We start from the raw sequence: 20,290 nt of genomic DNA on the forward strand, positions 1-20,290 counted from the left end.
GAGTGGTCCCCTTGAGCTGACCCTCACCCCCAGGAACACCACTGGCCACACACCTGGGTTTCTGATGGCCACCAGCCTGGACACTCAACGGCCACCTACCTGGGCATCTCAATGACCGTTGACAGAGGAGAAGACCACCCACGGCACGGCCGACGGCCGTAAGGCGTGCCTCCAGCACTGCCTGACCTACACGGCCACGCAGGCGATCGTCGCCGGGGCCGGCGCCCGCGCGCTCGGCATCCGGGTGCACCCGGCCGCCGCCGCGGCCGCGCTCGCCATCTCCTTCGGCACCCACTACGCCGCGGACCGACGCGTCCCGGGCAAGGGCCTGCTGGAGAAGATCGCCACCAAGACCGGCAAGGGCGCCTTCTACAAGCTCGCCGACTTCGGCATGGACGGGGCCTTCCACCTCGACTCCGCCTGGCACCACGGCTGGGAGACGGTCGCGGCCGTGGTCGCCACCACCAAGGCCATCACGCGGTGACCGGCCGCACCCGTACCCGCCTGGACCGGGTGCGCGCCTCGGTCGGCATTGCCCAGCTCGCCCTCCAGCAGATCGAGGACGACCTGAGCGCCGACGACGACGCCCTCCGAGCTCGCCGCGATCCTGCGCGAGCTCCAGGAGGACGTTGACGTCCCCGGCGGCCTCATCCCGATGCTCGCGCAGCTGGTCCGCCTGAACTGGGCTGCCCGCTCCCTCGACCCGCAAGGAGACCCCGAATGACCTCGGTGCTGTGCCCGGACCTGCCGGATACTGGCAAGTGCGGCTATTGAAACGTGCGGAATACCTGGCCTGACGCCGTCCTGCGCGGTGAGGGATCGCTTCGTCGTCGGTGCGGCTTGCTGAAGCGACGGACCGGGTGAGCTGTGCCGGCAGTACACGGCGGCTATCTGCGACCGGCTGTGGTCACACATGCCCATGGCTGCCGGGCGAGGGCGATGACGAACAGGCTTCACCGACGCTGGGCGGTGCCCAGATGCCGGCGACCGGTCGTCAGCCCGGGTTCGACGTGCCGGTGACGACGTCCACCGCGTGGCGGCGGTGGGCGGCGAAGAGGGGGAGGGCGGTCTGGGGGTCGCGGGCGCGCAGGGCGGCGGCCAGTGCATGGTGTTCCTGGGGGATGCAGTCGAGGTAGCCCTCGGTGCTGTGGCCGATGCGGGTCAGCAGGAACAGGTGGACCTGGCAGCGGATGGTTTCCCAGGCCGCGGCGAGACGCTGGTGGCCGGTGGCGGCGAAGACGGCGTCGTGGAAGGCGATGTCCAGACGGACCATGGCGTGCGGGTCAGTTGTGTGGTCCATCACGCCGGCCGCCTTCTCGATGGCGGCGAGGTCCTCCTCGGAGGCGTGCGCGATGACCTCCTTGACGGCGAGGTCCTCCAGCGCGCCGCGCAGGCTGTCGAGCTCGGCGACATCCTCGGCGGACAGCGTCGTGACGACGGTGCCGCGGTGCCAGGCGCAGTGCACGAGCCCCTCGCGTTCCAGTACACGCAGAGCCTCACGCACCGGCCCCCGGCTGACCTGTAGTGCGCCGGAGAGTTCGACCTCTCGCAGCGGTGCCCCAGGGGCGTAGGCGCCGCTGAAGATCGCTTCCCGGATCCGGTCGGCGACTTCGTCGGCCAGTCCGCGGCGGCGGGCGGGGGCCACCGCGCGATCACCTGTGAGTTGCGTCTTCTCCATGTCGCAATGTTAACATTCTGGCGTTGTCGCAATGTCAACATTGAGACAAGTGGAGTGGCCGGTCATCCGGCCAGGAAAGAGACGGTTCCCATGAAGGTATTCCAGATCGGTGCCGCCGGAGGTGTCGGCAGGAGGCTCGCCGGCCTGCTGTCCGGGCGCGGCGACGAGGTGACGGGCATGCACCGCAGCCCGGCCCAGGCCGACACGATCCGTGCGGCCGGTGCGACGCCGGTGACCGGCGACCTGATCACCGACTCCGTCGAAGATCTCGCAGGCAAGCTTGCCGGGCACGACGCGGTGGTGTTCTCGGCCGGCGCCCACGGAACCGGCATGGACAAGACCACGCTCATCGACGGCAAGGGCCTGGAGAAGGCAGCCGCCGCGGCCGAGACCGCCGGGGTCGCTCGCTTCGTCCTGATCTCCGTGTTTCCCGACGCCCTGCGCGGCGACGGAGCGTCCGAAGGCTTCGAGCACTACATCAAGGTCAAGAAGAGTGCGGATGTCCATCTCACCCGTACCGGCCTTGGCTGGCTGATCGTCCGCCCCGGCACGCTGCTGGACGGTCCGGGTACCGGCCGGGTCACGGCCGGGCCCGCCGTCGAGTACGGCGACGTACACCGCGACGATGTCGCCGCGTTCATCGACGCCGCCCTGCACGAACCGCGCCTGAGCCGCGTCATCGTCGAGCTGACCTCCGGCGACACCCCCATCACGGACGCGGTCGCCCACCTCGCCGCCTGAACCCGGCGCCCCCACCCACCCCCGCATCCCCCATCAGAGAAGGACAACCACCATGTCTGCGATCGATTCCTACAGCCACGGCGTCTCGGGCGAGCGCGAGTTCGGCTTCGCCCAGGCCATCAAGGTCGACCACACGATCTACGTCTCGGGCCAGCTCTCCCACGATGACGAGGGCAACTTCCTGTACCCGGGCGACTTCGACGCCCAGACCGCCCAGGTCTTCGCCAACTTCGAGAAGGTCCTCGACCACTACGGCGCCACCCGCAACCAGATCGTCTCCGAGACGCAGTACATCGTTGACCTGCCGAAGTACAACCATGCGATGGCTGCCGCCAACCTGGCCTACTTCGGCGACCACCGCCCCACCAGCAGCACCATCGGCGTGGCATCGCTGTTCTTCCCCGGTCAGCTCATCGAGACCAACTTCATCATCGACACCCGTCTGCCCGCCTGATGGCACAGGCGTACTGGAGTTCAGTCTTCACCAGCTCCGCAGACCAGACATGGGCCGTCGTTCGGCGGTTCAACGGCCTGCCCGACTGGCACCCGGCCATCCGGGCGAGCGAGATCACCGGGGGCGGCGACGGGCTCACCCCCGGTGCGGTCCGCCTCCTCACCGGGGCGGACGGCAGCACCTACCGGGAACGGCTCGTGGCCCTGGACGACGTCGGCCGGAAGCTGACGTACGAGATCGTCGAGGCACCGCTGCCGGTCCGCGGCTACCGCTCGACGCTGCACGTCCAGCCCGTCGCCGACACCGGCGGCGCCTTCCTCAGCTGGCACGCCACCTTCGATCCGGCCGAGGGCACCACCGCCCAGGAAGCCACCACGGTCCTCGAAGCGGCCTACTCCCAGGCCGTCGCAGGCATCCACACGATCATCGCCTGACATCTGACGGCGCCCGCCCCATCCGATGTCATCCACCGACCACGAAAGAAGCACCCCGCATGAGCGCCCTGTTCACCCCCCTCACCCTGCGTTCTCTTGAGATACCCAACCGGGTGTGGATGTCCCCGATGTGCATGTACTCCGCCGCCCCCGAAGGCCCGGACACCGGTGTGCCGACCGACTTCCACCTCACCCACCTGGCCTCCCGCGCCGCCGGCGGCGCCGGTCTGGTCATGGCCGAGGCCACCGGCGTACGCCCCGACGGGCGCATCAGCCCCTGGGATCTGGGCCTGTGGAACGACCGCCAGCAGGAGGCGTTCACCCGCATCACCGCGGCCATCAAGGCCCACGGTGCCGTCCCTGCCATCCAGCTCGCGCACGCAGGCCGCAAGGCGTCGGTGGACAAGCCGTGGCTGTCCGACCGCTACCTGACCGAGGACGAGAACGGCTGGCTGCCCGTCGCCCCCAGCCCGGTCGCGTACGACGGACTCGCCGTCCCGCACGAGCTGACCGTGGAGGAGATTCAGCAGCTCGTACATGACTTCGCCGCCTCCGCCCGGCGCGCTCTGGCTGCCGGCTTCCAGGTGGCCGAGGTCCATGGCGCCCACGGCTACCTGATCAACTCCTTCCTCTCCCCTGCCTCCAACCAGCGCACCGACGCCTACGGCGGCAGCTTCGAGAACCGCATCCGCTTCGCCCTCGAGGTCGTCGACGCCGTCCGCGCCGTATGGCCCGAAGACCTGCCGGTCTTCTTCCGCACCTCGGCCACCGACTGGCTGACCGAGAACCCCGAGGACGAGCGCGAGGGCTGGACCGGGGACGACACCGTCCGCCTCGCCAAAGAACTCCAAGCCCACGGCGTCGACCTGCTGGACGTGTCCACCGGCGGCATGGTCCGCGACGCGAAGATCATCGCCGGGCCGAACTACCAGGTTCCCTTCGCCGACCAGGCCCGCAACCAGGCCGGCATCCCCACCGCCGCCGTCGGCATCATCACCGAACCGCAGCAGGCCGAGGACATCATCACCAGCGGGCAGGCCGACGCCGTCTTCCTCGGTCGCGAACTGCTCCGCAACCCCTACTGGGCCCAGCACGCCGCGCTCGCGCTCGGCACCGAGCCGGCCTGGCCGGACCAGTACGCCTACGTCGTCAAGCGCCGCAAGCGCTGACCTGCCCACCCGTACAGCCTTCGCCGCGCCGCCCCCAACCAGGGAAGGCGCGCTGAACCACCGCACTGGGAGATCCCCATGAACCACTTGCAGGACAAGGTCGTCCTCATCACCGGCGCCTCTTCCGGCATCGGCGCCGTCAGCGCCAAGGCCCTCGCCGCCCGCGGCGCCAAGATCGTCGCCGCCGCACGCGGCCAGGAAGACCTCGACCAGCTGGTCGCCGACATCGAGAAGTCCGGCGGCACCGCAGCCGCCCGGCTCACCGACGTCACCGACGCCGCAGACATGCAAGCGCTGGCCGACTTCACCATCGCCACCTACGGGCGTATCGACGTCCTCGTCAACAACGCCGGCCTCATGCTCTTCTCGTACTGGAAGGACCTCGCGCTCGACGACTGGAACCGCATGCTCGACGTGAACATCCGCGGCTACCTCAACGGCGTCCACGCCGTCTTGCCCGTGATGCTCCGCCAGAAGTCCGGCCACATCCTGAACATGGACTCGGTGGCCGGGCACCAGGTCGGCGACGGCGCCGGTGTCTACAGCGCGACGAAGTTCTTCGTCCAGGCCATGACCGAGTCCATGCGCAAGGAACTCGGCGTCCGCGAGGGCATCAAGGCGTCCACGATCAGCCCCGGCGTCATCGACACCGGCTGGGCAGACAAGGTCACCGACCCCGCCGGACGCAAGGCCGCCCAAGAGCTCAACGCCATCGCCATCAGCCCCGAGTCCATCGCTGACGCCGTCGTCTACGCCCTCGACCAGCCCGCCGACGTCACCGTCAACGACCTCGTCGTCTCTCCCACCCGCCAGAACTGGTAAGCGCAAGGCACTCCACACCGCACGGAAGGAACACCAGGCCCATGCCCGGTCTTGTCTCTCCGATCCCCCGCTTCCACCTCGCCGTCCCGGTCGACGACCTGGACGCCGCCCGCCGCTTCTATGGCGAGACGCTCGGCCTGGAGCAGGGCCGCAGCGCCGACACCTGGGTGGACTGGAACCTGCACGGCCACCAGTTCGTCACCCACCTCGCCCCGGCCCGCACCGAACAGATACACAACCCGGTCGACGGCCACGACGTCCCCGTACCGCACTTCGGGCTGATCCTGACCATCGACGCCTTCCACCGGCTCGCCGACCGGCTGCGCGCCGCGGACACCACATTCGTGATCGAGCCCTACGTGCGCTTCGCAGGCGAAACCGGCGAGCAGTGGACGATGTTCCTGCTCGACCCGGCCGGCAACGCCCTGGAGTTCAAGGCGTTCGCCGACGACTCCCAAGTGTTCGCCGCCTGACATCTTCTGTGGGCGGTGGAAGGCTTCCGGACGGGCTGCCCGCCTGACCCGTCGGGCAGCCCCCGTTTCATAGGTGGTCTGGGTCGTAACTGGGGGGCCTTCCCGAGGGTCGGTGCCGCTTTGACTGGCTGCGAGTCCACAGCCGTACTGCAACCACAGACCCCGGGGGCGTGATCGTGAGCGTTCCCTGCGTGCTACGTCTGCCGCGTAGCCGAGCCTTGTGTTGCCGGCGTCGTGGGACCAGGCCACGGCGCAGGAGATGGAGATGCCCAGTACGTCGCTCAACACCGAGGCCGGGATCTGAGCTGCGAGGTCGAGCAGGGCCGTGTTGCGGCTGGCACGAGCGCGGATGCCGATCCTGTTCAGGCATACTGTCAGGTGGCTTCCGGTCATGGGTTGTCCGGCGCGGCCGCCCCGGAAAAGCCACGGACCTTGTGCTTTTTTGTCCCAGCACAGCGACGGTCTGGCGGCTGTCGGCGAGTTCGATGAGCAATGACGCCAGCGGCTCAGGTATCTCCACTGGGCGGGAACCCCTCTGGAGCTGCACCCCTCCAGGTGCAGTGAGGATCTTGTCTGTGGTGAGCCGGGCGATGCGGGATACCGGCTGGCCGTAGAGCACGACGAGGCAGCCGGCCACCCTGTCGGGCAGGGCGAGATCTGCGTCGTGGAGAAGGCGTCTGCTGATCTGCCAGCGCTCGTCCTCTTCAGCGAGTCGCTCAGCGCCGCGTGAAGTACCGCGTGGGGGAACGTGCACCGTGGGTATGTGGCCTCGTGCCGCGGATCACATCAGGAAGCTCCGTGCTTGTATGTGCTTCCGGCCCGTCTGAGCAAGCCATTCGTCGATCTGGGCCTGATCACAGGTCGACAGACTGCTTGCGCGCTGACGCAGCCAGCGTTGCAGAGCAACCGCTGCATAGATGTCGTGCCGCACGGTCTGGCACTGCCCATGCGTGATGGGGCGACGCCGAGCGCGGGACCGTAGACACCTCAGGTGTACCCACGTGGCGAAGCGGCTGATGAGCGCTCGCTCCTGCGAGTCCTCCACATGTTCGAGGAACGCACTCAGCCAGCGTTCCAGCGACGCGAGTTGCTCTCTCGGGCGGGCAGTACTTCGGTGGCCACGAGAGCGGCTCGCAAGTAGGTCACGGCCCTCGATGCAGGCATCTCGTCCAAGGTGGCGTGCGTGACTGGGCCCGTTCCCTGCGCCAGGGTGCGCAGGATCTGCTTCGGCTGCTGGTGGGAGAGCCAGAGCAGCAGCGACGATGCCTTGTAGCCGGCCAGCGCCGCGTAGACAGGCTCGAGTTCCGGACGCAAGTCACCGCTGTGGTTCGCCAGGGCGGCGTACAGCTGCCGTGGGGCTGCGCAGGCGGCGCAGAGCCCGAAGTGGTGCAGGCGTTCGTGTGTTCCGCATTGAACGCAGTGGCGTCGCGACGAGGGGTGCTTGCGGTAGCAGAACGTGCACAGTGGCCCTGCGTCGTTACGGCCGTAGACCCGCATAGTTCGTCCGCAGCCGACACACGGTTCCCGGCGGCGGGCGCAGGATTCGCATAGCCCGTCGCCGTTGTCCAGGCGGACGAACACGGCTCGGACGGAGCTGCACCGTGAGCACGGGGCGTGTGCGCCGCGTGCCCGGCAGGCTGCGCAGCGAGGAGCGTTGGTTGTGGAGTAGTGGCATGGTTTCTGCCGTTTGCAGACCGAGCAGGTCGTGACCGGTGGGCGCCAGCATGATCCGCAGATGGCATGTCCGTCGGCGTCTTTGACGGTCCAAGGCCACAGGCGACCGCAGAGGAAGCAGGCCCTCATGTTGGCGGGATCGCGGCGCATGCACGGGAGACACAGAGGTCCGCCTTCGTGGGTGCGTGTGGCGACGTGCTTGTTCTGGCCGCAGTGGCTGCACGGCTCGTGGCGGCCGGCCTCATAACAGTCTCGGCAACAGCGACCGTCCTTGCTGCGCCATTTCAGGGGCTTTACCAGCCCGCAGACGGCGCACGGAGGGCGGACGATCTGGGCAGCGCCGGCACTGAGCAAGCCATTGATCAGCGAGATCACTGCCGGGGAGCCTTGGGAACCCTCGCCGGTGAGCAAGCTGGGGCGGTGGCGGAGTTGCGAGGCAGCCTTCCGCCGCTGGTGGGCGTGGGGCAGCGCGTTCTTGATGGCCGCTGTGGCGGTCCGTTCATCGAGACCGGTGTCGAGCTGCTTCAGGACCCGGAGGATAACCTCGGTGCCGTCCTCGGCAGGAGGGTGCTTCTGGCATCTGGACAAGCCGTCCTGGTCGTGGCAGAAGACCTTGAGGGACTTTCCGCAGACCGCACACGGCTCGCGGGGCTCACCTCCTGACGTCTTGCGTTTGCAGTGCGAACAGAGCCGGCGTGCCCCGTCCCGGTGTTCCAGCGACGTCGTCCGGCCGCACCCGGCACATCGAGGCAACACCAGGCGTCGTGTTCCGTGAGGAAGCAACCCGCGGATCACCAGCTCCACATGACGTGGGCCTTCGCCCCGGCCACTGGTCAGCAGCTCGGGATCCGCGGTCAGGGCCTGAGCCAGCCGGCGCAGTTGCATACGGGCCGGAGCCACCTGAGCGGCGACCTGTTCGATGATCGCTACAGGGAGCCCAGGCTCCGCTCCGGAACGGCCTCGACGATGGCCTCCATCGGCTGGAGAACGAACGTGGGGGTGCCGGCCGACTCAGACGTCACTTCGGATCACGTGTTACGTGCGCACGGCGCGGGCGAAACTCCCCGACACCACGGTCGAGGTTCGCCCCGGCATCGGAAGCACCAGCTGCCCTGCGTACCGGTGCGGCGGCCGTAACTGGTTCGATGAGCTCATCCATGCGGCACGAGAGGATGTCGATCAAGGCCATCAGTGTCTTCATGCTCAGTCGTTCGGGCTTCTCCGTGACGAGCCGGTACACCTGGCTGGCCAGTTCGGTGACGCCACGCGCGACAGTGGCGGAACTGGTCCCGGAGGCGGCAGCAACCAGAGTGATCCCGCCGTGGCCGATAGCCGCGGCCTCGCTAGCCAGGTAGAGCCGACGGCGGCGCTCGTCGAGATCCGGCAGGATCCGATCGAACTTGGCCCGTAAGGCGGTGATGGGCGGACGCACGGTCATGGTCTACCGTCCCACCAACTCCACCTGAACAAGCACTAATTGAAATACAAGGCCCGGGCCGCACGGAAAACTGCCAGATCGGCACCTTCCTGGCCTGCGCCTCGGCCCGGGGCCGTGCCCTGATCGACCGCGAGCTCCACCTCCCGGTGTCCTGGACCGATGATCGGGACCGCTGGGGACCGCTGCCGGGCCGCCGGCATTGACGACGAGGTCTGTTTCGCGACCAAGAACGAACACTTCAGGCAGATGCTGCAACGCGCCATCGACGCCGGTGTGCCGTTCGCAGGGGTGACCGCGGATGAGGCATACGGGCAGGTCAAGCAGCACGCACGCTTGTGGCTGGAACAGCGCAAGGTCGCCTACGTGATGGCGACCAAGGTCAACGACACGGTCATCACGACCCGTTGCGCCGAGGCCCGGGTCGACGAGCTGATCGCCGCGCAGCCTCGCCAACGCTGGAAGCGATTGTCGGGCGGGGCCGGCGCGCACGGCGAACGCGTCTACGACTGGGCACGCGTCGCGATCCGCCCCTGCGGGGAAGACGGCTTCGGGCACTGGGTGCTGGCCCGCCGCAGTGTCAGCGACCCCACCGAGATCGCCTACTACGTCTGCTACGGACCGGCCTCCTCGCGATTGAAAGACCTGATCAAAGTCGCCGCGGCGAGGTGGGCGGTGGAGGAGTGCTTCCAGACCGGCAAGGGCGAGTGCGGCCTGGACCACTACCAGGTCCGGCTGTACCGGGCCTGGTGCCGGCACATCACCCTGTCGATGGCCGCGCTCGCCTACCTGACCGCAGTCCGCGCCGCAGAAACCGCAAAAGGGGCGACGCGGAGGACGAGCAAGACCTCATGCCCCTCAGCGTCCCGGAGATGCGCCGGTTGATCGGGCACATCGTCGTCACGCCCCGCCACCACACCAACGAACACCGCCTGACTGGTCACCTTGCCGCAGACGCAGTCAGGCCCGCGCCCGCCGCTCCCACTACAAACGCCGGGGCCACAGCTCTCAGCTTGTTCCCTTAACCTCACCGATCACGTTCGGTGAGGTTAAGGAACGAGCCAAGTCCGAGCGTCACGATCGCAGGGGTGAGCTCATGCCTCCAGGGCCAGCGCGGACCGCATGGATGCGCAGGACTCTCGTACGAGATCGGGTAGTTCGCCCGGACGGCAGTCCGGCAGCCAGGCGTCCAGTGCACTGTGCCAGGCGGCCACGAAGAACTCGATGAGGAGTCGCAGCTCGAAAGGGTTGGGTCCGTCGAGACGGTGCGCGATCTCGGCCTGAACCTCGTGGCAGTGCCGCAGCGAGTGTCCGTCGAGGGCGGGCGAGTCGGCGATGAGGCGGAGGGTCGGGGGGAAACGGCGGTACCAGTCGTCGTCCATGCGCTCCAGAGTGGCCAGCATGGCGCTGAGGAGGACGTCGGCCAGCGGTCCGGCCTTCACAGTGCTGTCCAGGGCCTGCAGGTAGGCGGACCAGAGCTGCTTGACGGCGGTGAGCGCCACGTCCTCCTTGGAGCGGTAGTTACGGAAGAACGTCCGCCGCGACACCTCCACCTGTTCAAGCAGCGCGTCCAGCGGCGTGCCGTCGAATCCGCGCTCACCGAAGAGCGTCACCGCAGTGTCGGCCAGCGCTCGGCGGGTGCGCTGCTTCTTGCGTTCGCGCAGGGTGGCTGGCTGCTCGGAGGTAGTCATCGCGAGCACTCTAGCAAGTGCGCCCAGACTGTGCGTATGCTCCAGAAGAGCAAACGCCATACTATGGCACTTTGATTCATCGGCACTCCTTGAAGGGGATCTTCCTGTGCGCGCACTCACCGTCGACCACACCGCACCCGGCCACCTGGCCCTGACCGAGGTCCCCGCCCCGCGCCCCGCCACCCACGAGGCGCTCGTGCAGATCGAGGCCGTCTCGCTGAACTTCGGCGAGGTCCACGGGGCCACTCACCCGGAAACCCCGAACGGCACCGTCCTCGGCTGGGACGCGGCGGGCGTGGTCGTCCAGGCCGCCGCCGACGGCTCCGGCCCGGCGGTGGGCGACAAGGTCGTCACCCTCGGCGCCGACGCCGGATGGGCCGAACTCCGTGCCGTCCCCGCCGCCCTGCTCGGCACCGCACCGAAGGACGCCGACGCGGGCGCGCTGAGCACCCTCCCCGTAGCCGGACTGTCCGCTCTGCACGTACTGCGCCGGATGGGCTCGCTGCTCGGCCGCCGCGTAATGATCACCGGCGCTTCCGGTGGCGTCGGCCGCTTTGCCGTCCAGCTCGCCGCCCGTGCGGGCGCGGAGGTCGTGGCCATCAGCCGGAACCCCGCCCAGGCGGAAGGGCTCCGGGCCCTGGGAGCCCACGAGGTCCACCCCGAACCGGCCGCCGTGACGGAACCCGTCGCATACGTTCTCGACAACGTCGGCGGACAGCACCTGATCGACGCCTTCGCCGTCGTGTCCGCCGGTGGCGCCCTCTTCAGCGTGGGCCGCTCCTCCGAGGCCGACGCGGTGCTGACGCCGGACGCGCTGATCGGAACCGACAGTCGGCACGACCGGTCGATCCGCACCTTCTTCCTCCTCGGCGACCCGGCCACTGACTTCTCCGCGGACCTGACCTGGCTGGCCGGCGAGCTCGCCGCAGGCCGCCTCGACCCGGGCATCAGCCGACGTACCCCTTGGGCCGATCACGCCGAGGCGGTACAGGCCCTGCTCGACCGACGCCTCCACGGCAAGGCCGTCCTCGACATCCAATAAGAGGGCGGTACGCTCCGGCGTTGTGTCTATGGGTAGCTCCGGGGCGATACCGTACGGCGGCCCGCCGCCCCTGCCGAAGGTTCCGGCGAAGGACTTGCGACCCCGGCGTCTTTGGTACGCAGTTGCTGCGGTGCTGGCACTCGTGCTGACCGGGTGCGGCGTCGCCGTCATCGTGATGACAGTGAAGGATGCGGTGGCCTCGGTCGATCCCGACAGGAGTTTCCCTGGCGGCGGTTCACGTACGTTCAGCTTCACCGCCGGGGAGGACAAGGCGATCTATGTCTCCCAGCCCGGGAAGGGCCGGGTCCGCTGTGAGATCCCGCGGATGCCGGCCGGGTCCCTGACCAAGCCGGACAGTTCTTTTCAGCTCACCGCAGGATCCCGTACCTGGGAGCGTGTCTTCGAGGTGAAGCCGGGCAGCACCGGTGAGTACACGCTGACCTGTGCCGCTGAAGGCCAGGCGGAGTTCGCACTGGGCGACAAACCGCGTGTGGGCGCGACGGGGTGGGCGCCATCTTCGGAGCGATCGGCCTGTTCTTCGCCGCGCTGGCCACAGCCGTAGTCATCAGCGCCGTCACCGCTGTCCGGCGCGGGCGTCATCGCCGCCGACTCGCCGGCATGACGCCCCGCCCGCCGCAGTGGGGCCCGCCGCCCACTTTCGGTTCTCCTCCGGCGCCTCCTACCGGGCCGCCGTCCTAGAGGTTGCCGGCAGACCGTTGACCGGGCATCAACGCGAAGAGCGTCGGCGCGCCCGTTGACGTCGGAGGAGAAGGGGTGCTCCCGTGCCTCAACCGCGGTCCCGGGGCGCCCGGGAGCTGTGCTCTGTCGTACCGCCGACGTCACAGGACAGCGACTCGTCCTGGAGCGCCGTGTGATTTTGCGCGGGTGGGGCGGGCGTGCTGCCCAGTTCTGCGGGGCCTGTTCACAGCTTGCCGAGCGTTACCCCGCGCCAGGTCCATCCGGATTTGAGGACGGTGTCCCGCAGAGGGTTCTTCAGCTCCGAGCTGTCGAAACGGAATGTCTCCTCCACCTCCAGCCCGCCGTCCTTCCCGCGTCCGACCGTCCACTGCCATGACTTCTGGTTCACCGGCCCGCGTCCGTATTCCTTCGATACCGGTACGCCTTCGACCCACTGGATCTTCCACTGCTCATCTAGAGCACGGACCTCGTGGTCGGCGGGGTAGAGCCGCATGCGGATCCTGATGCGGCGGCTCAGCTGCCTGCTCGCGAAGAAGCCTTGCCATTCCGGTTCCATGAGCCGCCACTCGGCCACCAGGTGCGCGTCTTCCTGAGCGCCGTACCGCACGACGTAGGGAACATCAGGGCCGTTGAGGCCGAGCAGCGTCGTCTTCAGGTCCTCAGCAGGCTGAGGCGGAATGCCGCTGCTGGGACGTCTTGTTCCGTTCAGCTTGTCGAAAAGACCCATCGATCCAACCTATTGACTCAGGGACTTCCAGAACAACTTCCCTGCTGGGAACGCCTGGGAACGCGGCGCTCTACGAGGCTGCTCCAGTTTCCGGGCGGACGGAACGCACCAATTCCCGGAAGTCCTCCGCGACTGAGGCGTGCTGGAGAGCGGTGGCCGTGAGCGTGAGCCGTATCACCGCACGCTTACGCGGATCCCCGGTGTCCAGCATGGACAGATACACCTGGGACTGGAGGAGGTCGCGGCGGCTGTCACCTGTGAGGGCTGAGAAGGCCATCGTCTGTGCCAGGCCGGGTGCATCGGCCGATCCGACCTCGCTGCGGTCGGTCACCCGGACTGACTCGGCGACTTCCTGCATGCGCTGCACCGAGGCATCGGCGAGGTCGGCCAGGAGGGCATCGTCCGGCCGGTACTCGCCGTCGATGGAAATGTTGGCGGTGAAACCGGCGTCGGACTCGGCGTGTACGGCGACGAACGCTACGCCTGGAGCCCCCACGCTGTCCGGCGGTGCCGGCCGCCAGCTATCGGGCAGCCGGAACTCGAGAGGCAAGGGCAACGCCGTAGGCATCTGGCAGTCTCCATCCAGCGGGCAGGTGGTCAGAACAAGTCCGTGAGTGTGTCTTTGGCCGACCCGGCTACGTCCTTCACCGCGCCGGCGGCATCGCTCGCAGTGTCGGCGACCTTGCCCGGGTCGATGACGAACTCCGCGCCCACCTTCCCTCCGATGATCGGGGAGGCGCCGATCTCGGCTCCGATGTGGAACTTGCCGTCTCCGTCCTTCTCTCCGAATGTGACGTTCCCTTCCACGCCCGCGCCGGCCCAAGCCTCCGCCGTCACGCCGGCACCGATACCCCCGGCTTCCGCGCCTGTAGCCGTGCCCGCCTTGGCTCCGGCGAACGCCTTCCCGCCGAGGCTGAAGCCATCCTCTCCAAGGCCGAGGTCAACCCCGCTCTCGCCGCCGGCGAAGCCTGAACCCCGCCCGTAGACACCGGCGACATCGGATGCGACGCGCCCTTCGCCCAGTGCGCGCACGCCTCCGGAGACTTCGGCATTGCCGTCCAGGCCCGCGTCGCTGATCCCCCCACTTGTTGAGGTCCTGCCGCCTCCGTAGAGGTCGGCGATCCCGGACAGCTTCGTCTCTTCTCTGGTCAGTGTGCCGTCTCCCGTCACGCGGAACAGGTCGCCGTAGGTCTTGGCCATGCCCTGTCTGCCGTAGCCGGGGCCGGCGAGGGAGACGCCGGCATCGGGGCCGGTGGCGCTGAAAGTCCCCTTGGACTGCCACCCATCGGTTTTCGTGCCGGTCTTCTTCTCCGGTCGGCCGGCCTTGTCCAAGTTGCTCTCGGCGTGGGCGTTGAACCCTCCGAGGCATCTGCCGTCCGGTGACAAGTCACTCACTGCGCGAATGAGTGCCCGTTTTACTTTCCGGTCCTCGTCGTCTACAGCCTCCACCGCTTTGGCGATCTTGCCGGTCCATTCCTGTGCCGCCTCAGCTCGCGCTGCGGCGTAGCCGGGGTCGTTGCGGAGGGCCTGTTTGTCGTGCTTGTCGGCCCCGGCGTAGGTGGCGGTCCCTGCACTGTCGATCTTGAAGTGCTTGTCCTCGGCGTCGGCGACGAGGTCTTTCACGGACTTCCTCAGTCGCGCCAGTTCGGTGTGCCCCTGACGCAGGATGCTGGCGACGGCCAGCGCCTCCGTCTTGGCCGCCGCAAGCTCGAAGGCCGTGGTCCCCGAGGTGTCCTGGTGGGCGCCGAAGGACTTTCCCTGCCAACTGCCGTTGGCCAGGGCCCGGGCGACGTGCTTGGTGTAGTCGCCTTTCAGCTCGCCGAAGCGGTCCCCCATGGCCTGCCATGCCTTGGCCACATCCACCATCGATGAGAGGTCAACGGTCATCCCGTCTTGGTAGCTCAGCGTCATAATCCCCCCCCGGGGGGTGGGCCTAAAAGTGGTCGAGGCGGCTTCGGGAAGGAGGCTGTGCCGCGTCCGAGAGGTCAGTCTGCGGTGTGGCTGCGAGGTCCTGGCCGTGGGTGATGTCCCTGTCCTGGAGGAGGTTCTTCGCGCCTCCCAGCGCTTTCAACTCCGCGTGCAGCCTGGCCATCAGCCGGCCCACCTGCCCCTCCCAGACGGGCATCGCCTCCGACAGCCCACTCGCCGTCGCCCACCTCGCGAGTCCCTGCAGCCCGGTATCCGGTTTCAGCGCACTCACCCCCGGAGCCCCCGGGCCCAGAAGCGGCGGCACCACCTTGCCTCCGCCCTCCCCCATGCGGCCCGCGGCATGCACATCGGGCAGCAGATGGTCCTCCATGAATCTCGCAGCCCGCTTCTTGTCGCCTCCCGAACTCGCCAACGTCTCCGAGTCCTTGCCCGGCCCGTCGGCAGCTGCGAGGTCCAACCGCAGCGGCTCTTCCGCAGCATCGCCGGAACTCAAAGCCCAAACCCCCTCGCGTGGGCACCTCTTGTCCGGACGCCGCCGACCGACGCCGGACCGATACCTACGTCCGCCCTGCAACTTGCCGATCGCAATCAGTCAAACACTGACCGTACCCGAAGCCACAAAGGCCGGCTCGACGGAGCCGACCTCACCCCGCCCTCCTCCACCAGAACCGCGAAGAACGCCACCGGCCGACCCACGAGGCGCCGGACACCCCATCACGCTTCGGCAAGGACCGCGGCCCGCAGCCGAACGTACTCGTCGACAGCGGCAGGCACATCGTCGAAGTAGTCGTCCCAAAATCCGGGACGCTGCCATTCGCGCGGCGCCAACGCCAGCCTGCTCCCCCGCAGTTCCGCGACCCAGCAGCCCGGTATTCGACTGCTCATGATCGAGAACATCGCCGCATCCCACACCCCCGGGCTGTCCCGATGGCCCGCGGTGTCGAGCAGCTCCGGAATGCGGAGCAGTACTCGATTCCCTGCAGTGAGGACTTCCAGCACCGGGTACTCCGCTCCGACACGGATCGAAGGGTGCTCGGTCACGGCCTCTCCGGTCGTCGGGCTGATGATTTGAAGGCAGCGCACGATCACAATGGCAGCGTATGCAGCCAGAGGCCGTGCACAGCCCGTCAGGTCCTCAACCGCATAAGCACCCGGCAGCATCCAGGGCGCGGGACGCAAGCGGACTCGTCCTCTTCGAGCCGGCCCACTCCCCCGCCGACAAGCGCCTGACCCCCTCCGACGGTGAAGCGGCGTGCACGGAAACCGCGTTTCGATGCGGCCGGCACGAGGCAGACCGCACCCGTCGCTCCCGCCCGCAGCCGTCGACGGGTGAACGCGCGGTCGGCATCATGTACGAGGTTGAGAGCAGCAATGCCGATGTGCACCACCATCAACAGGCACCTACGACGCGGCTGGCCGGGACACTCTCACTCAGGGATCAGCAGCCCGCGCTCACGCAACTGCGGCACGTCATCTGCCCGTCGAGCTTCCACGACCCCCAGTTCCGCGCACCGTCGCCTGACGAGATCGCGAAGGTCACGCATCATCTTGGTGGGGAGCTGCCCGTCATCGTTGCTTTCGAGGCCGACGCCGGCGGTCAGGAACCCCTTTCGTGCCTTGTCGCCGCTGAGCGTTTCGAGATCGTCCAGGAGTCGGTCTTGAGGTACTGGCGCGAGGGGACGCCCCCAGGCCAACGCTTCACCCCCTGGGCGCAGCCTCCGGGTCAGTAGCGGCCCCCGTACCCGCCCATCGGCGGGCTCGGTGTCCCGACGCCGGACGCGTAAGGCGTGGGTGCCGCGCTCGGCTTGGGCGCTATCACGGCGTGATAATCGCCGACCGGAAGTGCATTGGTAACGTGTCGGTCAGTCGGGTGATCAAGGCGGTTAGTAAGCTTCCGCGTATGGGCTCACCTCACGACCGCGAGAAGGTCGTCTCCAAACTGCCTTCCTGGCTACGGCAGGAACTCAAGATCCGTGCCGCCCAGCTGGGCATCGACATCCAGACAGCCGTCGAACAGGGCATCAATCACTGGACGGGACTCGCCTCCACCCCTGCCACCGTGGACACCGCCGGCGCCAGCCCCTTCTCCACCTGGCTCCCCCAGGGCCAATGGGACACCTTCAAGGCCACGGCCACAGACAGGAAGCTCTCCCTCATCCAAGGGCTCGCCCAGTCGGTCGACGTCTGGCTGCAGAACAACCCCTCCCCCGCCATCAAACGTCCCGAGGTGGTGCGACGCATCATCGTCTGCAACCAGAAGGGCGGTGTAGGAAAGACCGCAGTCGCTGCCGGTACCGGCGAAGCCATGGCCGAAAGCTCCGAGCAACTGCACCCCGTCCGTATCTCCAAACACTTCGCCGCTGCCCTTGAAGGCGTCGCCGACGACCCCCTGAACCTGGAAAGCCTCCCCGGCATCGGACTGCGCGTCCTCCTCGTCGACTTCGACCCCCAGTGCCACCTCACCCAGCAACTGGGCCACACACCGCTCCCGATGGAAGGCGACAGCCTTACCAAACACATGGCCGGCGTGGCCGACGGCCGCCTGCGCGACCTGATCGTCCCCATCCAGGAAGAGCGCTTCGGAGACAGACTCCACCTCCTGCCCAGCTGCACCGACGCGTTCCTCCTCGACGTCAAACTCGCCGGCGTACGAGCCCGCGAAGCAGCCCTGGAACGAGCCCTCTCCCCCATCGAAGCCGAATTCGACGTCATCATCGTCGACTGCCCGCCCAGCCTCGGCCTCAGCATGGACGCGGCCGTCCACTACGGCCGCCGCCGGGACAACGAACCCCCCGGGTCCTCCGGCAGCCTCATCGTCGTACAGGCCGAAGACAGCTCAGCCGACGCCTACTCCCTCCTCACCACACAGATCGAAGACCTCCGCGGCGACCTCGACCTGGAACTCGACTACCTCGGAATCGTCGTGAACCACTACGACGCCCGCCGCGGATACATCGCCACCTCCTCCCTCCAAGCATGGATGGACATAAAGGACCCCCGCGTCGTCGGTGTCCTCGGCGACCTCAAGGAACAGAAGGAAGCAGTCCGCCTCAAGCGGCCCCTGCTCGCCTACGCACCCAGCTGCGACCAAGCCGTCGGCCTCCGCGCACTGGCACGGGAGATCTCATGAGCAAAGCAGACCAACTCCGCGCCAGCACCTCCTTCACGCAGGCCCGACCCGTGAGCGCCCGACGCGCCGCCATCAGCGCCGCAACCGACGTACCAACCGAAGGCGTCCCCGACCCCACCCAGCTTCCCCTCGCCCTCATCAGCCAGAACCCCGACAACCCGCGGGAGGAGCTGCGCAATCTCGAGGACCTGACACAGAGCATCAAGGAACTCGGCGTCGTCAACGCCATCACCATCGCGAGCGTCAGCGCCTACCTGGCCGAACGCCCCGAGCAGGAAGCTCAGCTCGACGAGGGCGCCAAATACCTCGTAGTCGACGGCCACCGCCGGCTGGAAGCATCCCGACGCGCGGGCGAGACCGAGATCCGCGTCGTGGTCGACGACCGCCGGGTCACCACGGACAAGGCGCTGCTGGAAGCCGCATTCGTCGCCAACTTCCACAACGACCAGATGACCGACCTGGAACAGGCGCACGCCCTCGAAAAGCTCGTCGCGTTCTACGGCAGCCAGACCAAGGCCTCCGAGCGCCTCGGCATCTCCCAGGCCACCATCTCCTCGAAACTGTCGCTCCTCAAGCTCTCCCCCGAGCTGCAAGCCGACCTCGCCACAGGCACACGACACATCGAGCATGTACGGAACCTCGGCAAGCTCTCCCCCGACGAGCAGCGCGCCGCAGCAGACGACCGCGCAGCCCGCGCCAAGCAGCGCAGCCCCCGCACCACCGGCACGAAGAAGAAAGAGAGCGGCGGCAATTATCACGCCGTGATAAGCGAGAAGAAGGAGACTTCCGCGAACGGCCGCCATGTTCCGCCACAACCGGCCCCGAGCGAGTCAGCACAGCCCGACCAGCAGCAAGAGGCACCCGCGCCCGCGCACGACCCGGCAGGTGAAGCCGTGCAGGCCCTTGCGGATGCCACTGAAAACCGGCCCGGCGACATGGCCGACGCTCTCGCCCAACACCTGCCGAAGCAGTTCCTCACCGAGTTGCTGGAGGCTCTCCAGGAATGGGACAAGTGAGAGGACATCCACCCGGTGACTTCGTACACGACTCGCTGATCACCGCACCCCGGGCGTCCCAACGCGCTGCGCCGCGTACGCACCAGCCCTTCTCTGCCCGGAACCTGCGGCGTCACCCAGATGTGCGAGCTTTCGTCGTGGACAGCCACAGCCTCTGTGCCCCTCCACAGCAACTACGCGCCTCCTCGTACCAGATGACTTCGACAGACAAGAAGGCGCCGCCCCATGTGCCAACTCCGACAACGAGGGTAGAAAGGTCGCGACCACTGGGTGCGGCAGGCAAGTCGGGGGAGAGCATGGCAGCAGGGCGGCATCAGCAAAGTGGCCGGGTCCGACAGACAAGCGGCCAGATATCCCCGAGCATCGCCGTGGAAAGCCGTCTCGGGTCGTCCTGTGCCCTCTCACCTGTGAGATGTGTGGTTCGGCTCGACTGCGCCTGAGCGCCCAGAGCGCGGAGTGCGAATCCTGTCGGGAGGCCAAGCTCAAACGACGTCGGCGCCGGGCCCAGATGAAGACGGCTATGGCCAAGCGCACGACGGCCACCCTCATCCGCAACCGGAGCGCTGCGGCCGATCGCACGCTCCAGCGAGCACAGCAATGGGAACTGATGGGGGAGCACCCCCCCCGCACGGTCTGGAAGTTCTGGCGAGGCTACGCACAGCACTGGACGAGGTCACCACCATCGACAAAAGTGCTCCGGGAGCGTTTCGAGGCCGGTACCGAACGCGGACGGCAGGCCCGGCCGCCCGGGGAGATCGCTTCCTTCCGCCGACGTGTCTTCACCGACCTGCGGAAGGGACGACGCACCCTCACCGACCTGGCTACCCCAGATGTCACCGACACCGTGGAAGACGCCGCGTTGCTCGAAGCCACACACGCCTTCGCCCTCGCACGCGCTCAGTTCGGACACCGAAGAGTCTTCGAAGGTTTCGAAGCACAGCGCCTGGAAGTGGGGGCTTCGTGGAAGGACGTGCTACCTCATCTGTCCAGCCTGCATGCCTTCCTGGACCGGCAGCCGCTCGATCCGGAACCTGAAGTTACCGAGACCGCAGCTGCAGTGGATACCGCCACGGCGAAGCCGGCAGCAGACAAAGACGCGCTGCGCGGTCACATGATGAACCCCTCACCCCGGTAAGCGGAGCCGACCGCAGGAGGGGGTGTGACCTGCGCTCCCTT

The 20,290-nt window shown here is 67.8% G+C and carries 23 protein-coding genes and 2 pseudogenes; 15 read left to right on the forward strand and 10 right to left on the reverse strand.

What is annotated here, in order from left to right:
• The first annotated feature begins 118 nt into the window (after positions 1-118).
• Positions 119-484: a hypothetical protein gene (locus ABD339_RS32655; protein ID WP_344570802.1), complete on the forward strand. Its 366-nt coding sequence runs from the start codon at positions 119-121 to the stop codon at positions 482-484.
• A 510-nt stretch (positions 485-994) separates the two neighbouring features.
• Here the strand turns inward: ABD339_RS32655 and ABD339_RS32660 are convergent.
• A complete protein-coding gene (locus ABD339_RS32660; RefSeq protein ID WP_344570803.1) occupies positions 995-1,678 on the reverse strand; it encodes a GntR family transcriptional regulator in 684 nt (227 codons plus the stop codon).
• A gap of 90 nt (positions 1,679-1,768) precedes the next feature.
• On the opposite strand from ABD339_RS32660, the gene ABD339_RS32665 reads away from it, so the two are divergent.
• From ABD339_RS32665 to ABD339_RS32690, 6 genes are all read left to right on the forward strand, one after another.
• Positions 1,769-2,419 (forward strand): NAD(P)H-binding protein, encoded by a 651-nt coding sequence (locus tag ABD339_RS32665; RefSeq protein WP_344570804.1) that lies wholly within the window; start codon positions 1,769-1,771, stop codon positions 2,417-2,419.
• A 52-nt stretch (positions 2,420-2,471) separates the two neighbouring features.
• Positions 2,472-2,873: a RidA family protein gene (locus tag ABD339_RS32670; protein WP_344570805.1), complete on the forward strand. Its 402-nt coding sequence runs from the start codon at positions 2,472-2,474 to the stop codon at positions 2,871-2,873.
• Positions 2,873-3,307: an SRPBCC family protein gene (locus ABD339_RS32675; RefSeq protein ID WP_344570806.1), complete on the forward strand. Its 435-nt coding sequence runs from the start codon at positions 2,873-2,875 to the stop codon at positions 3,305-3,307. The genes ABD339_RS32670 and ABD339_RS32675 overlap by 1 nt, the downstream gene beginning before the upstream one ends.
• A gap of 59 nt (positions 3,308-3,366) precedes the next feature.
• Positions 3,367-4,476 (forward strand): NADH:flavin oxidoreductase/NADH oxidase, encoded by a 1,110-nt coding sequence (locus ABD339_RS32680; RefSeq protein ID WP_344570807.1) that lies wholly within the window; start codon positions 3,367-3,369, stop codon positions 4,474-4,476.
• A 78-nt stretch (positions 4,477-4,554) separates the two neighbouring features.
• Positions 4,555-5,298 carry an SDR family oxidoreductase gene (locus ABD339_RS32685; RefSeq protein ID WP_344570808.1) on the forward strand — a complete coding sequence of 248 codons (744 nt, stop codon included), beginning with the start codon at positions 4,555-4,557 and terminating at the stop codon, positions 5,296-5,298.
• A gap of 41 nt (positions 5,299-5,339) precedes the next feature.
• Positions 5,340-5,771 (forward strand): VOC family protein, encoded by a 432-nt coding sequence (locus ABD339_RS32690; RefSeq protein WP_344570809.1) that lies wholly within the window; start codon positions 5,340-5,342, stop codon positions 5,769-5,771.
• Between the two features lie 1,062 nt (positions 5,772-6,833).
• Here ABD339_RS32690 and ABD339_RS32695 read toward each other — a convergent pair.
• Entirely contained in the window at positions 6,834-7,085 is a 252-nt protein-coding gene (locus ABD339_RS32695) for a hypothetical protein (RefSeq protein WP_344570810.1), read from the reverse strand.
• Positions 7,086-7,511: 426 nt separating this feature from the next.
• On the opposite strand from ABD339_RS32695, the gene ABD339_RS32700 reads away from it, so the two are divergent.
• Positions 7,512-8,108 carry a hypothetical protein gene (locus ABD339_RS32700; RefSeq protein WP_344570811.1) on the forward strand — a complete coding sequence of 199 codons (597 nt, stop codon included), beginning with the start codon at positions 7,512-7,514 and terminating at the stop codon, positions 8,106-8,108.
• Between the two features lie 355 nt (positions 8,109-8,463).
• On the opposite strand, the gene ABD339_RS33955 is transcribed toward ABD339_RS32700, so the two are convergent.
• Together ABD339_RS33955 and ABD339_RS33960 are read right to left on the reverse strand one after the other, a co-directional pair.
• Positions 8,464-8,685, reverse strand: coding sequence for a helix-turn-helix domain-containing protein (locus tag ABD339_RS33955; protein ID WP_425576166.1), 222 nt, complete (start codon positions 8,683-8,685; stop codon positions 8,464-8,466).
• Positions 8,685-8,883, reverse strand: a pseudogene (locus ABD339_RS33960) (hypothetical protein); the annotation flags it as partial. The pseudogene ABD339_RS33960 and the gene ABD339_RS33955, both read right to left, overlap by 1 nt.
• Positions 8,884-8,939: 56 nt before the next feature.
• Between ABD339_RS33960 and ABD339_RS32710 the strand changes: the two are divergent.
• Positions 8,940-9,765, forward strand: a pseudogene (locus ABD339_RS32710) (IS701 family transposase); the annotation flags it as partial.
• Positions 9,766-9,974: 209 nt separating this feature from the next.
• Here ABD339_RS32710 and ABD339_RS32715 read toward each other — a convergent pair.
• On the reverse strand, positions 9,975-10,571 hold the full coding sequence (locus tag ABD339_RS32715) for a TetR/AcrR family transcriptional regulator (protein WP_344570813.1): 597 nt from the start codon (positions 10,569-10,571) through the stop codon (positions 9,975-9,977).
• Positions 10,572-10,677: 106 nt separating this feature from the next.
• Between ABD339_RS32715 and ABD339_RS32720 the strand changes: the two genes are divergently transcribed.
• Together ABD339_RS32720 and ABD339_RS32725 are read left to right on the forward strand one after the other, a co-directional pair.
• The gene (locus ABD339_RS32720; RefSeq protein ID WP_344570814.1) at positions 10,678-11,613 is read left to right on the forward strand and encodes a zinc-binding dehydrogenase; all 936 of its coding nucleotides are present in this window, start codon (positions 10,678-10,680) and stop codon (positions 11,611-11,613) included.
• Between the two features lie 130 nt (positions 11,614-11,743).
• Positions 11,744-12,175: a hypothetical protein gene (locus ABD339_RS32725; RefSeq protein WP_344570815.1), complete on the forward strand. Its 432-nt coding sequence runs from the start codon at positions 11,744-11,746 to the stop codon at positions 12,173-12,175.
• 360 nt (positions 12,176-12,535) lie between these two features.
• Here ABD339_RS32725 and ABD339_RS32730 read toward each other — a convergent pair whose 3' ends face one another.
• The 5 genes from ABD339_RS32730 to ABD339_RS32750 form a co-directional block, all read right to left on the reverse strand.
• Entirely contained in the window at positions 12,536-13,039 is a 504-nt protein-coding gene (locus ABD339_RS32730; protein ID WP_344570816.1) for a hypothetical protein, read from the reverse strand.
• A gap of 70 nt (positions 13,040-13,109) precedes the next feature.
• Complete coding sequence (locus ABD339_RS32735; protein ID WP_344570817.1) at positions 13,110-13,607, reverse strand: hypothetical protein; 498 nt, start codon at positions 13,605-13,607, stop codon at positions 13,110-13,112.
• A gap of 29 nt (positions 13,608-13,636) precedes the next feature.
• Complete coding sequence (locus ABD339_RS32740; RefSeq protein ID WP_344570818.1) at positions 13,637-14,926, reverse strand: hypothetical protein; 1,290 nt, start codon at positions 14,924-14,926, stop codon at positions 13,637-13,639.
• Positions 14,927-14,972: 46 nt separating this feature from the next.
• A complete protein-coding gene (locus tag ABD339_RS32745) occupies positions 14,973-15,461 on the reverse strand; it encodes a hypothetical protein (RefSeq protein ID WP_344570819.1) in 489 nt (162 codons plus the stop codon).
• 221 nt (positions 15,462-15,682) lie between these two features.
• On the reverse strand, positions 15,683-16,057 hold the full coding sequence (locus ABD339_RS32750) for a hypothetical protein (protein ID WP_344570820.1): 375 nt from the start codon (positions 16,055-16,057) through the stop codon (positions 15,683-15,685).
• Between the two features lie 260 nt (positions 16,058-16,317).
• On the opposite strand from ABD339_RS32750, the gene ABD339_RS32755 reads away from it, so the two are divergent.
• From ABD339_RS32755 to ABD339_RS32770, 4 genes are all read left to right on the forward strand, one after another.
• On the forward strand, positions 16,318-16,698 hold the full coding sequence (locus tag ABD339_RS32755; protein WP_344570821.1) for a hypothetical protein: 381 nt from the start codon (positions 16,318-16,320) through the stop codon (positions 16,696-16,698).
• Between the two features lie 170 nt (positions 16,699-16,868).
• Complete coding sequence (locus ABD339_RS32760) at positions 16,869-18,098, forward strand: ParA family protein (RefSeq protein WP_344570822.1); 1,230 nt, start codon at positions 16,869-16,871, stop codon at positions 18,096-18,098.
• Complete coding sequence (locus ABD339_RS32765) at positions 18,095-19,114, forward strand: ParB/RepB/Spo0J family partition protein (protein WP_344570823.1); 1,020 nt, start codon at positions 18,095-18,097, stop codon at positions 19,112-19,114. The genes ABD339_RS32760 and ABD339_RS32765 overlap by 4 nt, the downstream gene beginning before the upstream one ends.
• A 520-nt stretch (positions 19,115-19,634) precedes the next feature.
• Positions 19,635-20,249 (forward strand): hypothetical protein, encoded by a 615-nt coding sequence (locus tag ABD339_RS32770; RefSeq protein ID WP_344570824.1) that lies wholly within the window; start codon positions 19,635-19,637, stop codon positions 20,247-20,249.
• The last annotated feature ends 41 nt before the right edge of the window (positions 20,250-20,290 follow it).

Source organism: Streptomyces axinellae, from assembly GCF_039532135.1.
In the GTDB taxonomy this organism is placed as follows: domain Bacteria; phylum Actinomycetota; class Actinomycetes; order Streptomycetales; family Streptomycetaceae; genus Streptomyces; species Streptomyces axinellae.